The organism is Pseudomonas citronellolis (assembly GCF_001586155.1).
Lineage (GTDB): Bacteria > Pseudomonadota > Gammaproteobacteria > Pseudomonadales > Pseudomonadaceae > Pseudomonas > Pseudomonas citronellolis.
Genome location: NZ_CP014158.1, coordinates 4,496,913 through 4,512,635, shown reverse-complemented (window position 1 = coordinate 4,512,635; position 15,723 = coordinate 4,496,913). Strand labels below are relative to the sequence as shown.

At 71.0% G+C, this 15,723-nt stretch carries 13 protein-coding genes; 8 read left to right on the top strand and 5 right to left on the bottom strand.

Features of this window, described 5'->3' with window-relative positions; translation table 11 throughout:
* Positions 1–63 precede the first annotated feature (63 nt).
* Positions 64–876, top strand: coding sequence for a DUF4892 domain-containing protein (locus PcP3B5_RS19550; protein ID WP_058490260.1), 813 nt, complete (start codon positions 64–66; stop codon positions 874–876).
* Between the two features lie 72 nt (positions 877–948).
* Positions 949–2,016: an AI-2E family transporter gene (locus PcP3B5_RS19545; protein ID WP_009618560.1), complete on the top strand. Its 1,068-nt coding sequence runs from the start codon at positions 949–951 to the stop codon at positions 2,014–2,016.
* Positions 2,017–2,231: 215 nt separating this feature from the next.
* Here PcP3B5_RS19545 and PcP3B5_RS19540 read toward each other — a convergent pair whose 3' ends face one another.
* From PcP3B5_RS19540 to PcP3B5_RS19520, 5 genes are all read right to left on the bottom strand, one after another.
* Positions 2,232–3,482, bottom strand: coding sequence for a CynX/NimT family MFS transporter (locus PcP3B5_RS19540; protein WP_061562184.1), 1,251 nt, complete (start codon positions 3,480–3,482; stop codon positions 2,232–2,234).
* A gap of 31 nt (positions 3,483–3,513) precedes the next feature.
* A complete protein-coding gene (locus PcP3B5_RS19535; RefSeq protein WP_009618564.1) occupies positions 3,514–4,158 on the bottom strand; it encodes a FadR/GntR family transcriptional regulator in 645 nt (214 codons plus the stop codon).
* A gap of 620 nt (positions 4,159–4,778) precedes the next feature.
* Entirely contained in the window at positions 4,779–5,534 is a 756-nt protein-coding gene (gene xopAW, locus PcP3B5_RS19530; RefSeq protein ID WP_061562183.1) for a XopAW family type III secretion system calcium-binding effector, read from the bottom strand.
* Between the two features lie 111 nt (positions 5,535–5,645).
* Positions 5,646–6,698, bottom strand: a complete 1,053-nt coding sequence (locus tag PcP3B5_RS19525; protein WP_061562182.1) for a sensor histidine kinase — start codon at positions 6,696–6,698, stop codon at positions 5,646–5,648.
* A 24-nt stretch (positions 6,699–6,722) separates the two neighbouring features.
* On the bottom strand, positions 6,723–7,472 hold the full coding sequence (locus PcP3B5_RS19520) for a response regulator (RefSeq protein ID WP_009618571.1): 750 nt from the start codon (positions 7,470–7,472) through the stop codon (positions 6,723–6,725).
* A gap of 260 nt (positions 7,473–7,732) precedes the next feature.
* Between PcP3B5_RS19520 and PcP3B5_RS19515 the strand changes: the two genes are divergently transcribed.
* From PcP3B5_RS19515 to PcP3B5_RS19490, 6 genes are all read left to right on the top strand, one after another.
* Positions 7,733–7,822 carry a K(+)-transporting ATPase subunit F gene (locus PcP3B5_RS19515; RefSeq protein ID WP_061562181.1) on the top strand — a complete coding sequence of 30 codons (90 nt, stop codon included), beginning with the start codon at positions 7,733–7,735 and terminating at the stop codon, positions 7,820–7,822.
* Between the two features lie 9 nt (positions 7,823–7,831).
* Positions 7,832–9,526: a potassium-transporting ATPase subunit KdpA gene (gene kdpA / locus PcP3B5_RS19510; protein WP_061562180.1), complete on the top strand. Its 1,695-nt coding sequence runs from the start codon at positions 7,832–7,834 to the stop codon at positions 9,524–9,526.
* A gap of 11 nt (positions 9,527–9,537) precedes the next feature.
* The gene (gene kdpB, locus PcP3B5_RS19505) at positions 9,538–11,607 is read left to right on the top strand and encodes a potassium-transporting ATPase subunit KdpB (protein ID WP_420820136.1); all 2,070 of its coding nucleotides are present in this window, start codon (positions 9,538–9,540) and stop codon (positions 11,605–11,607) included.
* Positions 11,608–11,736: 129 nt separating this feature from the next.
* A complete protein-coding gene (kdpC, locus tag PcP3B5_RS19500) occupies positions 11,737–12,285 on the top strand; it encodes a potassium-transporting ATPase subunit KdpC (RefSeq protein WP_009618579.1) in 549 nt (182 codons plus the stop codon).
* Between the two features lie 28 nt (positions 12,286–12,313).
* On the top strand, positions 12,314–14,971 hold the full coding sequence (locus PcP3B5_RS19495; protein WP_061562179.1) for a sensor histidine kinase: 2,658 nt from the start codon (positions 12,314–12,316) through the stop codon (positions 14,969–14,971).
* Positions 14,972–15,014: 43 nt separating this feature from the next.
* Positions 15,015–15,710 (top strand): response regulator, encoded by a 696-nt coding sequence (locus tag PcP3B5_RS19490; RefSeq protein ID WP_061562178.1) that lies wholly within the window; start codon positions 15,015–15,017, stop codon positions 15,708–15,710.
* Positions 15,711–15,723: the final 13 nt, after the last annotated feature.

The following is a 15,723-nucleotide window of genomic DNA, read 5'->3' as shown; positions in this document are numbered from 1 at the left end:
AGGATTCCAGCGGCCCGGGCGCGCATGCCCCGCGGCGTGCGCAACGGAGGTGCGACGCCTGACATGCCTCGCCTTTCCCTGCTGCCCCTGGTGGGCACGCTGCTCGCGGCCAGTGCCTTCGCCGCCGACGTTCCCGACAGCCACGACCTTGACGTGCTGCCCCGTTTCCCGAGGGCGGAGATCGTCGATTTCACCAGCGCCCCCGCCACCGAGCGCGTCTACCCGCTGGGGCCGATCAGCCGCATCAGCGGGCGCCTGCGCATGGAGGGCGAGGCGCGCGCCCTCGGCCAGCTCACCGCGCTGACCTACCGCCTGCCCGACGAGGACTCCAGCGCCAGCGCCTTCGCCGCCGCGCGCAAGGACCTGCTCAAGGCCGACGCCACCCCGCTGTTCTGGTGCGAGGGCCGCGACTGCGGCTCCAGCAGCCTGCTGGCCAACGCGGTGTTCGGCAAATCCAGCCTCTACGGCCCGGACGACCAGCAGGCCTACCTGCTGGTGCGCCTAGCCGCGCCGCAGCAGGACAGCCTGCTGGCGGTCTACGCCATCACCCGCGGCAACCGCCGCGCCTACCTGCACGCCGAGCAACTGGACGCCGGCAGCGCCCTGGGCGAACTGCTGCCCAGCGCCGCCACCCTGATGCGCCTGCTCAAGGCCAACGGCGAGCTGACCCTCAGCCACGTGCCCGCCGAGCCCGGCGGCGCCTGGCTCGACCTGCTGGTGCGCACCCTGCGCCAGGACACCGGCGTGCGCGTCGAGCTGGCTGGCGCCCACGCCGCCGACTGGCGCAGCGCCCTGGCCGGTCAGGGCGTGCGCGATGCCCGCCTGGAGCTGGGCAGCGGCGAAGGGGACGGGCTGCACCTGACCTGGCTACGCTGATTCGCCTACGCTGAAGCTGGGCGCGCCCTGTGCCCGGCTGCCGTCGCCGTACCGAGAAGGAGTCCGGCCCCGATGTTCGATAACCTGCTGTTGCGCATCCTCCTGGTGGTCCTGCTGGTCGCCACCCTGTGGGTGCTGGCGCCGTTCTGGACGGCGCTGTTCTGGGCCGCCGTGCTGGCCTTCGCCAGTTGGCCGCTGATGCGCCTGCTGACGCGCCTGCTGGGCGGCCGTGAGGCCCTGGCGGCGGGCGTGCTGACCGCCTTCTGGATCATCGTGGTGGCGCTGCCGCTGCTGGGCCTGGGCTTCGGCCTGGCGGACAAGCTGCGCGCCGGCGTCGAGCTGGTGAAGAACCTGCAGGTCTCCGGCCTGCCGCCGCCGCCGAGCTGGCTGGCGCGCACCCCGCTGATCGGCGACCGGCTGATCGGCTGGTGGTACTCCATCGACCAGCAGGGGGTGGCCATCTTCTCCGCGCTCAAGCCCTACATGGGCGAGGTCGGCAACTGGCTGCTGGCGCGTTCGGCCAAGCTGGCCGGGGGCATCTTCGAGCTGGTCCTGAGCCTGGTGCTGATCTTCTTCTTCTACCGCGACGGCAAGCGCCTGGAAGCCTTCGCCTACCAGATGCTGGAGCGCCTGATCGGCCCGCGCGCCGAGCACTACATGGAGCTCATCGCCGGCACCGTGCAGCGGGTGGTCAACGGCGTGATCGGCACCGCGGCGGCCCAGGCAGTGCTGGCCTTCATCGGCTTCAGCATCGCCGGGGTGCCCGGCCCGATCCTGCTCGGCCTGCTGACCTTCGTCTGCAGCCTGCTGATGGTCCCGCCGCTGGTCTGGGGGCCGGCCACCGTCTGGCTGTTCTTCCAGGGCGAGTACGGCTACGGGGTGTTCCTGGGCATCTGGGGCTTCTTCGTCATCAGCGGCGTGGACAACATCCTCAAGCCCTACCTGATCAGCCGCGGCGGCAACCTGCCGCTGGTGGTGGTGTTGCTCGGCGTGCTCGGCGGGCTGCTCAGCTTCGGCTTCATCGGCCTGTTCCTCGGCCCGGTGCTGCTGGCGGTGGTCTACAACCTGGTCAACGACTGGATCGAGAGCCCCAAGCGCGGCACCCTGCCGCCGGGCGGCCCGGGGGACAAGGCGCCCTAGGCCAGCTGTGCGGAAACCTGTAGGAGCAGGCCCTGCCTGCGATTTCGCGCGCAGGGCGCGCTCCTACAGGGGGATGGCGTGGGTGGGTCATCCGCGAAGCGCGCCGGCATGTCCGGCTATCGCGGACAAGGTCCGCTCTTACGACCGTGCTTCCCTGGCGCCGTAGGGCGTATAACCGTTCGCGGTTATACGCCGTTGGCCCATGCAGCGAAGCCCTACGAAAGCGCCTCGCTGCGCACGCCGACCAGGCGGTCGCGGCCGGCGCCCAGGCCGGCCACCAGCGCGCCCAGGCTGATGGCGATGAAGATGGCGCCCACCGCATTCCAGCCGTCGCTCAAGTCGTGCACCAGGCCGACCAGGAAGGGCCCCAGGGCCGCCAGGGTGTAGCCCACGCCCTGGGCCATGCCGGACAGGTGCGAGGCGACGTGGGCGTCGGGCGAGCGCAGCACGATCAGCGCCAGGCCGATGCTGAAGGTGCCGCCCTGGCCCAGGCCGAGCACCACCGCCCACAGCCACAGGCTGCCGTTGGGCGCGTAGAGCAGGCCGAGCAGGCCGGCAAGAGTCAGCGCCAGCACCAGGAATACCACCAGGCGCTGGTCGCGCCCGCGGGTGCCGAGCCAGGGCGCGCCCAGCGCGCTGAGCAGTTGCACCATCACCGAGCCGGACATCATCAGCCCGGCGGCCGTCGGGCTCAGGCCGCGGTCGATGAGGATTGACGGCAGCCAGCCGAACACGATGTAGGCCAGCGACGACTGCAGGCCCATGTACAGGGTCACCTGCCAGGCCAGCGGGTCGCGCCACAGGCCGCGGACCTGGAAGGCCTGGCGGTGGGCGTGCTGGGCCTGGCGCGTCTGCGGCAGCCAGACCAGCGCGGCGAGCACCGCCGGCAGGGCCCAGGCGGCCAGGGCCGGCTGCCAGCTGCCGCCGAACAGACCGGCCAGGGGCACGCTGGCCCCGGCGGCCAGGGCCGCGCCCAGGCACAGGGCCATGGTGTAGACGCCGGTCATGATCCCCGCGATGTGCGGGAAGTCGCGCTTGACGATGCCCGGCAGCAGCACGCCGATGATGCCGATGCTGGCGCCGGCCACCAGGCTGCCGAGGAACAGCCCGGCCACCGGGAACAGGCTGCGCAGGACGATGCCGGCGGCCAGCAGCAGGAGGATCGCCAGCACCGCCCGCTCGGCCCCCAGGCGCCGCGCCAGGCGGGGCGCCAGCGGGGCGAACAGGCCCAGGCAGAGCACCGGCAGGGTGGTCAGCAGGCCCGCGGCGGCGGCTGACAGGCCGGTGTGCTCGCGCACGGTGTTCAGCAGCGGCGCCAGGCTCGACAGCGCCGGGCGCAGGTTCAGCGCCACCAGCACCAGGCCGAGCAACAGCAGCCAGGGCCGCACCGGTGCGGGTGTAGGGGCGGGGGCTTCGTCGATCTCGGCGTCGATCAGCAGTTCGTCGGCGTGATGTTGTTGGGGCATGGTGGCGATCGCAAGGCAGTGGGAAGGGAAGTCAGATCAGCAGCGCGCGGTTGGCGGCCGCGGCCGCCTCGGCGTCCTGGCGCTCCAGGGCGTCCAGCAGTTGCTGGTGCAGCTCGAAGGCCGGCTGCGGGCGGCCGGGTTCGCTGATGGTGTGTTGCAGGCCGGCGCGGATGACCTGCGAGAAGTAGCGGTACAGCTCGCTCAGCAGCGGGTTGTGGGCGCTGTCCACCACGCGCTGGTGGAAGGCCAGGTCGTGCTCGACGTAGGCCTGAAGGTCGCCGCCGAAGTGCTGCGCGCTGAGCGCCAGGGCCTGGCGCAGGGCGGCCAGGTCGGCGTCGCTGCGGCGCAGGGCGGCCAGGCGCGCGGCCTCGACCTCGATCACCCCGCGCGCTTCCAGGGCCTGTTCGATGGAGCCGCGGGCCAGGGCCAGCATGGTGTCCAGCGGGTCGGCGCAGGCGCGCACGTAGGTGCCGTCGCCCTGGCGCACTTCCAGCACGCCGGAAAAGGTCAGCACGCGCACCGCCTCGCGCACGGTGTTGCGGCTCATGCCGAGGATTTCCGCCAGCTCCGGTTCCGGCGGCAGGCGCTGGCCGAGGGCCCAGGCGCCGCTGTCGATGCGCTGGCGGATCTGCTCCAGGGCGATGTCGACCAGGGAGCGCTTGAGGGGATTGGCCATATAGACATCCAATCATCGGATGATTAGGCCGGACAGGCTACTGCAGCGGTGGGGGGCTGGCAAGGCGCGGATCGTCCCCTTGTAGGAGCGCGCCCTGCGCGCGAAATCGCAGACGGAGTCCGGCAAGCACAACACCCCGTAGGATGGTGTTGAGCGAAGCGATACCCATCACCATGGTCCGATGGGTTTCGCAAGCTCAACCCATCCTACGAAAAGCATCTCGGCGCGGTTGGCAAGACAGCTGCCCCTACAGGGTTACGCCGAACCTCCCGGCGCCCGATGAAAACGGCGGATAACGCCGTAGGCGTTATGCGCCCTACGGGAGCATCCCGGCACCCGTAGGATGGTGTTGAGCGAAGCGATACCCATCGCCATGGTCCGATGGGTTTCGCAAGCTCAACCCATCCTACGAAAAGCATCTCGGCGCAGTTGGCAAGACAGCTGCTCCTGCAGGATTACGCCGAACCTTCCGGTGCCCGATGAAAACGGCGGATAACGCCGTAGGCGTTATGCGCCCTACGGGAGCATCCCGGCACCCGTAGGATGGTGTTGAGCGAAGCGATACCCATCGCCATGGTCCGATGGGTTTCGCAAGCGCCCCGGCGCAGCCGGCAGGAGACTCAGGCAGCGATATTGACCAGGCTGCCGCTGGTGTTCTGGTAGCTGGCGGCGCTGCTGTCCTGGTAGTGCCTGGCCAGCATGGCGAGCATCTGCTGCACGGCTTCGGCGCCGGCCGAGCCGCTGTTGGTGCTGGATGTCTCGCTGCTGCTGCTGGTCAGGCTGCTGTCGGTTTCCCCGGAAGCGGGCGGCGGAGGCGGCGGCATGTCGCCCTGGGCCTGTTGCAGGGCGCTGCTCAGTTCGTCCTGGCTGATGCTGCCGTTGCCGTCGCTGTCCAGGGCGCTGAACAGCTTGCTGCTGTCGGTGCCGGAGGCGCTGGCGGCGCTGAGTTCGTCGCTGCTGATGCTGCCGTCGCCATCGCTGTCCAGGGACGACAGCAGGTCGCTGGCGGCCTGGTCGGAGGAGGGCGGCGGCGGGGGCGGCGGCATGTCGCCCTGGGCCTGTTGCAGGGCGCTGCTCAGCTCGTCCTGGCTGATGCCGCCGCTGCCGTCGCTGTCCAGCTGGGCCAGCAGCGAATCGATGTCGATGTCGCCGCTGTCGCTGCCGGAGGCGGACAGGGCGCTGTCCAGCTCGCTGGAGCTGACGCTGCCGTCACCGTCGCTGTCGAGGGACTTGAACAGGTCGGCGGCGAATTTCTGCGCCTTGTCGCTGCTGCCGCTGGTGCTGGTGGTGCTGCTGGAACTGCTGGCGCTGCGCTGGGTGCTGGCGAGCGCGGCGCTGCTGTAATAGCTGCTGTAGCTGCTGACTCCGCTGATCATCGGACTGCCTCCATGAGGTTATAGGTCCGGAACTGGAGTTCCGGTCCTGGCAGGTTCGATGGGCGCCTTGTCGGCGGTATGTGCGCTTTGTATGCGGCGGCCGACAAAACCTCAGGCGCGCGGCAGGCGCAGCACCGCGGTGGCGCCGCCGCCGGGGGTTTCCTCGAAGTGCAGGTCGCCGCCGTGGCGCCGCGCCGCCTCGCGGGCGATGGCCAGGCCCAGGCCGACGCCGCCGGAGTTGCGGTTGCGCGAGCCTTCCAGGCGGAAGTAGGGCTCGAATACCTGCTCGCGCATCTGCGCGGGGATGCCCGGGCCGTGGTCGCGGACGAGGATCTCCACCTGCTGGCCGCTGTCGCGCAGTATCAGCTGCACCTCGCCGGCGTAGCGCAGGGCGTTGTCCAGCAGGTTCGACAGGCACGAGCGCAGGGCCAGCGGCTGCACCTTCAGCGGTGCGCACTGGCCTTCGACGCTGACGCGGGCGCCATGCTCGCAGGCGTCCTCGGCCAGCGATTCGACCAGGGCGTTGACGTCGAACCACTGCAGCGCCTCGCTGGTGCGCTCCTGGTGCAGGTAGTGCAGGGTGGAGTCGAGCATGCCGATCATCTCGCCCAGGTCCTGGGCGAAGCGCGCGCGCAGCTGCGGGTTGTCGATCTCCTCCACACGCAGCTTCAGCCGCGACAGCGGCGTGCGCAGGTCGTGGGACACCGCCACCAGCATGCGGCCGCGCTGCTGCACCTGCTCGCGGATGCGCTCGCGCATGCGGTTGAAGGCCTGTGCCGCGCGCTGCGCCTCCTGCGGCCCGGTTTCCGGCAGCGGCGGGCTGTCCAGGTCCTCGCTCAGCTGCAGCGCGGCATTGCCCAGGCGCTCCACCGGGCTGGCGAGCAGGCGCGCGCCGAACCAGGCGGCGCCGACCAGGGCGAGCAACTGGAACAGGAAGGGCATGCTCCAGAACGGCAACCGCGGCGGCGGGGGCGGCGGCGGGCCGACCATGTGTCCCTCGAACTGCTCATGGGGCGGTGGCGGCGGCGGTGGAGGCGGGCCGGGATGGCGGAAGTGGCTGAACCAGACGAAGGCCAGCAGGTGCGCGACCACGATGGCCAGCAGGAACACCCCGAACAGGCGGGCGAACAGGCTGTCGGCGAGCTGCAGCGAGCGCTTCTTCATCTGGCCTCCTTGGCCGGGCCGGGGTCAGGCGATGTCACGGACGTCGAACAGGTAGCCTTCGCCGCGCACGGTCTTGATCAGCCGCGGCGAGCGCGGGTCGTCGCCGAGCTTCTGGCGCAGGCGCGAGACCAGCAGGTCGATGCTGCGGTCGAAGGCCTCGATGGCGCGGCCGCGCGCGGCGTCCAGCAGCAGCTCGCGGTTGAGCACCCGGCGCGGGCGCTCGAGGAACACCCAGAGCAGGCGGAACTCGGCGTTGGACAGCGGCACCACCAGGCCCTCCGGGGAGTGCAGCTGGCGCAGCACGCTGTCCAGCCGCCACTGGTCGAAGCGCACCTGGGCGCGCGGTTCGTTGCGCGCCTCGTCGCCACGCACGCGGCGCAGGATGGTCTGGATGCGCGCCACCAGCTCGCGCGGTTCGAAGGGCTTGGCCATGTAGTCGTCGGCGCCCAGTTCCAGGCCGATGATGCGGTCGGCCGGCTCGCAGCGCGCGGTGAGCATGAGGATCGGGATGTCCGATTCGCTGCGCAGGTAGCGGCACAGCGACAGGCCGTCCTCGCCGGGCAGCATCAGGTCCAGCACCACCACGTCGAAGTTCTCCTCGGCCAGCGCCTGGCGCATGCCCGCGCCGTCGGCCACGCCGCGCGCCTCGATGTTGAAGCGCGCCAGGTAGCCGCAAAGCAGTTCGCGGATCGGCTCGTCGTCGTCCACCAGCAGGGCGCGGATGGTCCAGCGGCGCTGGCTGTCTTGGCTGGAGGTGGGGCTGGAGGGAAACATGCAGTACCTGTCGCTGGGAGCGCCCGGGGCGCGGGGTCAATGCTAACCCGCCGTCGCACGGGGGGCCACGGTAGGCAAGGTTGACGGCAACGGATATCGACAGAGTGTCGTCAATGTATCGGCGTGCTTACAAAGCCGCGCCACAGCGCTTCTTTACGCTTTCTTTATGCCCGCCGGAAGCCCCGCCAATCGCTTCTTTACGCCCCCTTTGCGGACAATTTCGCCATCGCAAGGATCCGCCTGCGTGAGGAGAGACAGACATGAGCGTGCTCGACGGGGTGTCCCTGGTCCTGGCCACGGGACTTTTCATCTACCTGCTGGTGGCGCTGCTGCGCGCCGACCGCGCCTAAGGAGCCTGCATGAACAGCCATGACGTGCTGCTGATCGCCGCCTTCTTCGCCCTGGTGCTGCTGCCCGCGCCCCTGCTCGGGCGCTTCTACTACAAGGTGATGGAGGGCGAGCGCACCTTCCTCAGCCCGGTGCTGGCGCCGGTGGAGCGCCTGGTCTACCGCGTCTGCGGCATCGACCCGCGGGCCGAGCAGGACTGGAAGACCTACACCCTGGCCATGCTCGCCTTCAACCTGGCCGGCCTTGCGCTGCTGTTCGCCATCCTCGTCGGCCAGGGCGCGCTGCCGCTCAACCCGCAGCACCTGCCGGGCCTGGAATGGACCCTGGCCTTCAACACCGCGGTGAGCTTCGTCACCAACACCAACTGGCAGGCCTACAGCGGCGAGGCGGCGCTGAGCTACCTGAGCCAGATGCTCGGCCTGACCGTGCAGAACTTCGTCAGCCCGGCGGTGGGCCTGGCGGTGCTGGTGGTGCTGGCCCGCGGCATCGCCCGCAAGTCCACGCAGCACCTCGGCAACTTCTGGGTCGACCTGACCCGCGCGACCCTCTACGGCCTGCTGCCGCTGTGCCTGGTCCTGGCGCTGCTGCTGGTCTGGCAGGGCGTGCCGCAGACCTTCCTGGACTACGTCCATGCCACCACCCTGCAGGGCGCCGAGCAGTCCATCCCGCTGGGCCCGGCGGCCAGCCAGATCGCCATCAAGCAACTGGGCACCAACGGCGGCGGCTTCTTCGGCGTAAACTCGGCGCACCCGTTCGAGAACCCCACGGCCTGGGCCAACCTGTTCGAGCTGGCGTCGATCATCCTGATCCCGGCGGCGCTGGTGTTCACCTTCGGCCACTACGTCAAGGACCTGCGCCAGAGCCGCGCCATCCTCGGCTGCATGCTGCTGCTGTTCGTCGTCGGCCTGGGCGTCGCCCTGTGGGCCGAGTACCAGCCCAACCCGGCGCTGGCGCACCTGCCGATCACCCAGGGCGCGCCCCTGGAAGGCAAGGAGAGCCGCTTCGGCACCACCGCCAGCGTGCTCTGGGCGGTGACCACCACGGCCGCCTCCAACGGCTCGGTGAACGCCATGCACGACAGCCTCAACCCGCTCAGCGGCCTGGTGGCGATGTTCAACATGATGCTCGGCGAGGTGGTCTTCGGCGGCGTCGGCGCCGGCCTCTACGGCATGCTGCTGTTCGTCCTGGTCGCGGTGTTCCTGGCCGGCCTGATGATCGGCCGCACCCCGGAATACCTGGGCAAGAAGCTGGAGGCCCGCGAAGTCCGCCTGCTGGTCGCCACCCTGCTGGTGATGCCGGTCGGCGTGCTGGTGCTCGGCGCCATCGCCGCCAGCCTGCCGGGCCCGGCGAGCGCGGTGAGCAACCCCGGCGCCCACGGCTTCAGCCAGCTGCTCTACGCCTATACCTCGGGCACCGCGAACAACGGTTCGGCGTTCGCCGGCTTCGGCGCCAACACCCCGTTCCACAACCTGATGATCGCCCTGGCCATGCTCATCGGCCGCTTCGGCTACATCGTCCCGGTGCTGGCCATCGCCGGCAGCCTGGCGGCCAAGAAGCGCGTGCCGGTGGGGCCGAACAGCTTCCCCACGCACGGCCTGCTGTTCGTCGGCCTGCTGGCGGCGACCATCCTCCTGGTCGGTGGCCTGAACTTCCTGCCGACCCTGGTTCTCGGCCCGGTGGCCGATCACCTGACCCTGGGCTTCTGAGGAGCCGATAGATGAACGCCAAGACCCAGGACATGCCGCTCAAGAGCGCCACGTCCGCCCCCGAGAAACGCCACAGCCTGAGCTTCGCCGCGCTGTGGAGGCCGGCGCTGCTGCAGGCCTTCGTCAAGCTCGACCCGCGCCAGCTGCAGCGCTCGCCGGTGATGCTGGTGGTGGAACTGACCGCCATCCTCACCACCGTGCTGTGCTTCACCGGCGGTGATGCGGTGCCGCTGTCGGTGGCCGCGCAGATCGCCGCCTGGCTGTGGTTCACCGTGCTCTTCGCCAACTTCGCCGAGGCCCTCGCCGAGGGCCGCGGCAAGGCCCGCGCCGACAGCCTCAAGGCCGGCACCCAAGGCCTGATGGCGCAGCGCCTGAACGTCGACGGCGCCTACGAAAGCGTGCCGGCCACCAGCCTGCGCAAGGGCGACGTGGTGCGCGTGGTGGCCGGCGAGCTGATCCCCGGCGACGGCGAGGTGATCGAGGGCGTGGCGGCGGTCAACGAGGCCGCCATCACCGGCGAATCGGCGCCGGTGATCCGCGAGTCCGGCGGCGACCGCTCGGCCGTGACCGGCAACACCCGGCTGGTTTCCGACTGGCTGCTGGTGCGTATCAGCGTCAACCCCGGCGAGTCGACCCTCGACCGCATGATCGCCCTGGTGGAGGGCGCCAAGCGGCAGAAGACGCCCAACGAGGTGGCCCTGGACATCCTGCTGATCGGCCTGACGCTGATCTTCCTGCTGGTGGTGGTGACGCTCAAGCCCTTCGCCCTGTTCGCCGGCGGCAGCCTGCCGCTGGTGTTCCTGGTGGCGCTGCTGGTGACGCTGATCCCCACCACCATCGGCGGCCTGCTCTCGGCCATCGGCATCGCCGGCATGGACCGCCTGGTGCGGCTGAACGTGATCGCCAAGTCCGGTCGCGCGGTGGAGGCCGCCGGCGACGTGCACGTGCTGATGCTCGACAAGACCGGCACCATCACCTTCGGCAACCGCCGCTGCGCTGCGCTGCACGCCGCGCCCGGGGTGACCGCGCCGGAGCTGGCCGAGGGCGCCTTCCTCGCCTCGCTGGCCGACGACACCCCGGAGGGCAAGTCCATCGTCGAGTTCCTCCGCGCGCAGATCATCCTGCCGGAGCCGTCGCGCGAGCAGCTGACGCCCATCGCCTTCAGCGCCGAGACACGGCTGTCCGGCGTCGACCTCGACGGCCGCGTGTACCGCAAGGGCGCGGTGGACGCAGCCCTGGCCTTCGTCGGCCGCGCCCGCGACGACATGCCGGAAAGCCTGGCCAAGGAAGTCGAACGCATCGCCCAGAGCGGCGGTACCCCGCTGCTGGTGGTGGCCGACGGCAGGCTGCTGGGCGTCATCCACCTCAAGGACGTGGTCAAGCCGGGCATCCGCGAGCGCTTTGCCGAACTGCGCCGCATGGGCATCCGCACCGTGATGGTGACCGGCGACAACCCACTGACCGCCGCGGCCATCGCCGCCGAGGCCGGGGTGGACGACGTGATCGCCGAGGCCACGCCGGAGAAGAAACTGGCGCGCATCCGCCAGGAGCAGGGCGAGGGACGCATGGTCGCCATGTGCGGCGACGGCGCCAACGATGCGCCGGCGCTGGCCCAGGCGGACGTCGGCATGGCGATGAACGACGGCACCCAGGCGGCCCGCGAGGCGGCCAACCTGGTGGACCTGGACAGCGACCCGACCAAGCTGCTCGACGTGGTCCAGGTGGGCAAGGAACTGCTGGTGACCCGCGGCGCGCTGACCACCTTCTCGGTGGCCAACGACGTGGCCAAGTACTTCGCCATCCTGCCCGCGCTGTTCGCCGGCATCTACCCGCAGCTGCAGGTGCTCAACGTCATGCGCCTGGCCAGCCCGCAGAGCGCCATCCTCTCGGCCATCGTGTTCAACGCGCTGATCATCATCGCGCTGATCCCCCTGGCCCTGCGCGGCGTGCGCGTGGCGGCCAGCGACGCCATGCACCTGCTGCGGCGCAATCTGCTGATCTACGGGGTGGGCGGGATCATCGCGCCCTTCATCGGGATCAAGGCCATCGACCTGCTGCTGGTGGCCCTGGGCCTGGCCTGAACGGGACTGCCGGCCGTGGCGATGGGTATCGCTTCGCTCAACCCATCCTACGGGCCCGGTCTTTGTCCACGCTTCGCGGATGAGATCCGCTCCTACGGGGATCGTTCTGCAATCCAGAGGAAACCGAAAATGCTCAATCACATCCGTCCCGCCATCGCCTCCCTGGCCCTGCTCTCGCTGGTCACCGGCGTGGCCTATCCGCTGCTGGTCACCGGCGTCGCCCAGGTGGCTTTCCCCGCACAGGCCAATGGCAGCCTGGTGCGCGACGCCAAGGGCGAAGTCCGCGGCTCGGCGCTGCTGGCGCAGAAGTTCGAGGGCCCGCAGTGGTTCCACGAACGGCCCTCGGCCGGCGACTACGCCACCGTCTCCAGCAGCGCCTCCAACCTGGCCCCGGGCAACCCGGCGCTGGCCGAGCGCATCGCCAAGGACGCCGCCGCCGAGGCGGTGGCCGGGCGCCCGGTGCCGCTGGCGCTGGTCACCACCTCCGGCAGCGGGCTGGACCCGCAGCTGCCGCCGGACGCCGCGCTCTACCAGGTGCCGCGCATCGCCCAGGCCCGCAGCCTGCCGGAGCAGGCCGTGCACAACCTGGTCGAGGCGCACACCCGGCGGCCGCTGGTGGGCCCGGCGGTGGTCAACGTGCTGGCCCTGAACATGGCCCTCGAGCAACTGCCTCGCTAGACTTGCGCGCAACCCCCTGGAGGCCAGCATGACCGATCCCAAGCGCGCCGACGCCCTGCTCGCGGACCTGGAGCGCAACGGCCGCGGACGCCTCAAGGTGTTCCTCGGCGCCGCCCCCGGCGTGGGCAAGACCTACGCCATGCTGCTGGCCGCCCAGGGCCAGCTGCGCCAGGGCGTGAACCTGCGCGTGGGCATCGTCGAGACCCACGGCCGCGCCGAGACCGAGGCGCTGCTCGCCGGCCTGCCGCAGCAGCCGCTGCTGCGCTCGGAATACCGCGGCATCCACCTCGCCGAGATGGACCTCGACGGCCTGCTGCGCGAGCCGCCGCAGCTCGCCCTGGTCGACGAGCTGGCCCACAGCAACGCCCCCGGCAGCCGCCACGCCAAGCGCTGGCAGGACATCCAGGAACTGCTCGCCGCCGGCATCGACGTCTACACTACGGTCAACGTCCAGCACCTGGAAAGCCTCAACGACCAGGTGCGCGACATCACCGGCGTGCAGGTGCGCGAGACGGTGCCCGACTGGGTGCTGCAGGAAGCCGACGAACTGCTGCTGGTGGACCTGCCGCCGCGCGAGCTGCTGGAGCGCCTGCGCGAAGGCAAGGTCTACGTGCCGGAACAGGCGAGGGCGGCCATCGACGCCTTCTTCAGCCAGACCAACCTCACTGCCCTGCGCGAACTGGCCATGCAGACCGCCGCCGCGCGGGTGGATGCGGACCTGGCGCACCGCTACCGCCAGCAGGGCGGCGAGGCCCCGGCGCTGCGCGGCCGCCTGCTGCTGGGCGTGGACGGCGAGCGCAACGCCGAGCGCCTGGTGCGCCATGCCTCGCGGGTGGCCGAGCGCCGCCACCTGCCCTGGAGCCTGGTCCACGTCGACACCGGCGACGCCCGCGACGAGCAATCGCGCCTGTACCTGCAGAACGCCCAGCAACTGGCCGAGCGCCTGGGCGGCGAGGTGGTGCAACTGCGCGGCGGGGAAGTGGCGCGCACCCTGGTCGAGCACGCCCGCGAGCGCCGCGCCAGCCTGATCCTGGTCGGCCGTTCGCGGCAGCGCTGGTACCGCCGGCTGTTCGGCGGCGGCCTGGCGGCGCGCCTGCTGCGCCTGGGCGAAGGCCTGGAAGTCAGCGTGCTGGACAGCGAGGCCGACCTGGCCCCGGCCACCCCGCGCCGCGGCGAGCGCGGCCACTGGCGCGACTACCTGCTGGCGGCCCTGGCCGCCGCCGGGGCCAGCGCCCTGGCCTGGGGCGTGTCGCGCCTGCTGGAGCTGCCGAACATCTCCCTGGTGTTCCTCGCCGCGGTGCTGCTGGTGGCGGTGCGCAGCAGCCTGTGGCCGGCGCTGGTGTGCGCGGTGCTGTCGTTCCTGGCCTACGACTTCCTGTTCATCCCGCCGTACTTCTCCCTTTCCATCCAGCGCGAGCAGGACGTGCTGACCCTGCTGTTCTTCCTGCTCATGGCCGCGCTCACCGGCAACCTCGCCGCGCGCCAGCGCCGCCAGCTGCAAGTGCTGCGCGACACCCAGGAGGAGACCGGCGCGCTGCTGGAACTCTCGCGCAAGCTCACCGCCGCCACCGACCGCCAGGCGGTGCTGGCCGCCGCCGCCCAGCAGTTCGCCCTGTGGAATGACCTGGACATCTGCGTGCTGGCCCGCCAGCACGACGACTGGAAGGTGGAAAGCGGCCACGCCCGCGGCTTCGACGAGCAGGAGCGCGCCGCCGCCGACTGGGCCTGGCAGCACGACCAGCCGGCCGGCCTGGGCACCGGCACATTGCCGGCGGGGCGCTGGTGGTGGTGGCCGCTGTCGGCGGAGGAGGGGCCGCTGGCGCTGCTCGGCGTGCGGCCCAAGGACGGCGAGCCGCTGCCCGGCCAGCGCCGCCGCCTGCTCGCCGCCCTCGGCCAGCCGCTGGCCCAGGCCCTGGCCCGCGCGCGCCTGGCCGACGACCTGGAAGCCGCGCGCCTGCACGGCGAGACCGAGCAACTGCGCAGCGCTCTGCTGGCCTCGGTCAGCCACGACCTGCGCACCCCGCTGACCACCATGCGCGGTGCCATCGACAGCCTGCTGGCCCTGGGCAACGCGATTCCCCCGGCCGACCGCAAGGAACTGCTGGAAAGCACCCGCGACGAGGCCGAGCGCCTGGACCGCTACATCCAGAACCTGCTGGACATGACCCGCCTGGGCCAGGGCGGGCTGAAGCTGGCGCGCGACTGGGTGGCCCCGGAGGACATCGTCGGCAGCGCCGTGCACCGCCTGCGCGCGCTGCTCGCGCCCTACCGCGTGGAGACCCGAGTGCCGGCCGAACTGCCGCTGCTGTACGTGCACGCGGCGCTGATCGAGCAGGCGCTGGTCAACGTGCTGGAGAACGCCGCGCGCTTCTCGCCGCCGGGCGGGCGCCTGCGGGTGCAGGCCGCGCAGGTCGGCGACGAGCTGCAGTTCAGCGTCAGCGACGAAGGCCCGGGAATTCCCGAGGTCGAGCGCGAGAAGATCTTCGACATGTTCTACAGCGCCGCCCGGGGCGACCGCGGCGGGCCGAGCACCGGCCTGGGCCTGGCGATCTGTCAGGGCATGGTCGGCGCCCACGGCGGGCGCATCAGCGTCGGCGACGGCCTGGATGGCCGCGGCACCACCCTGACCCTGCACCTGCCGCTGCAGCGCCAGCCGGACCTGGAGCAGCTTGATGCCGGTAGTTGAAAGGCCCAAGCTAGGCGCCACCGCCCCCAGCCAGCCGAGCCCGATGAGCAACGCTAACGCCGCCTGCATCCTGGTCATCGATGATGAGCCGCAAATCCGCAAGTTCCTGCGCATCAGCCTCAACGCCGGCGGCTACCGGGTGGTGGAGGCCGGCAGCGGCGAGGAGGGCCTGGCCCAGGCGGCGCTGAACCGCCCGGACCTGGTGGTGCTCGACCTCGGCCTGCCGGACAAGGACGGCCAGGAGGTGCTGCGCGAGTTGCGCGAATGGTCGCAGGTGCCGGTGCTGGTGCTCTCGGTGCGCGCCGCCGAGAGCGAGAAGGTGCTGGCCCTGGACGGCGGCGCCAACGACTACGTGACCAAGCCCTTCGGCATCCAGGAATTCCTCGCCCGCATCCGCGCGCTGCTGCGCCAGGGCCACCAGGGCGAGAGCCAGGAAGCCCGCGTCGAAGTGGGCCCGCTGGCGCTGGATTTCGCTTACCGCCGGGTGAGCCTAGACGGCGCCGAAGTGGCGCTGACCCGCAAGGAATACGCGGTGCTGGCCACCCTGGCCCGGCACCTGGGCCGGGTGGTCACCCAGCAGCAACTGCTCAAGGACATCTGGGGCCCGACCCACGTCGAGGACACCCACTACCTGCGCGTGGTGGTCGGCCACCTGCGGCAGAAACTGGCGGACGACCCGGCCAACCCGCGCTTCATCGTCACCGAGGCCGGCGTCGGCTATCGCCTGCGCGATGCCTGATGAAAATCGCGGA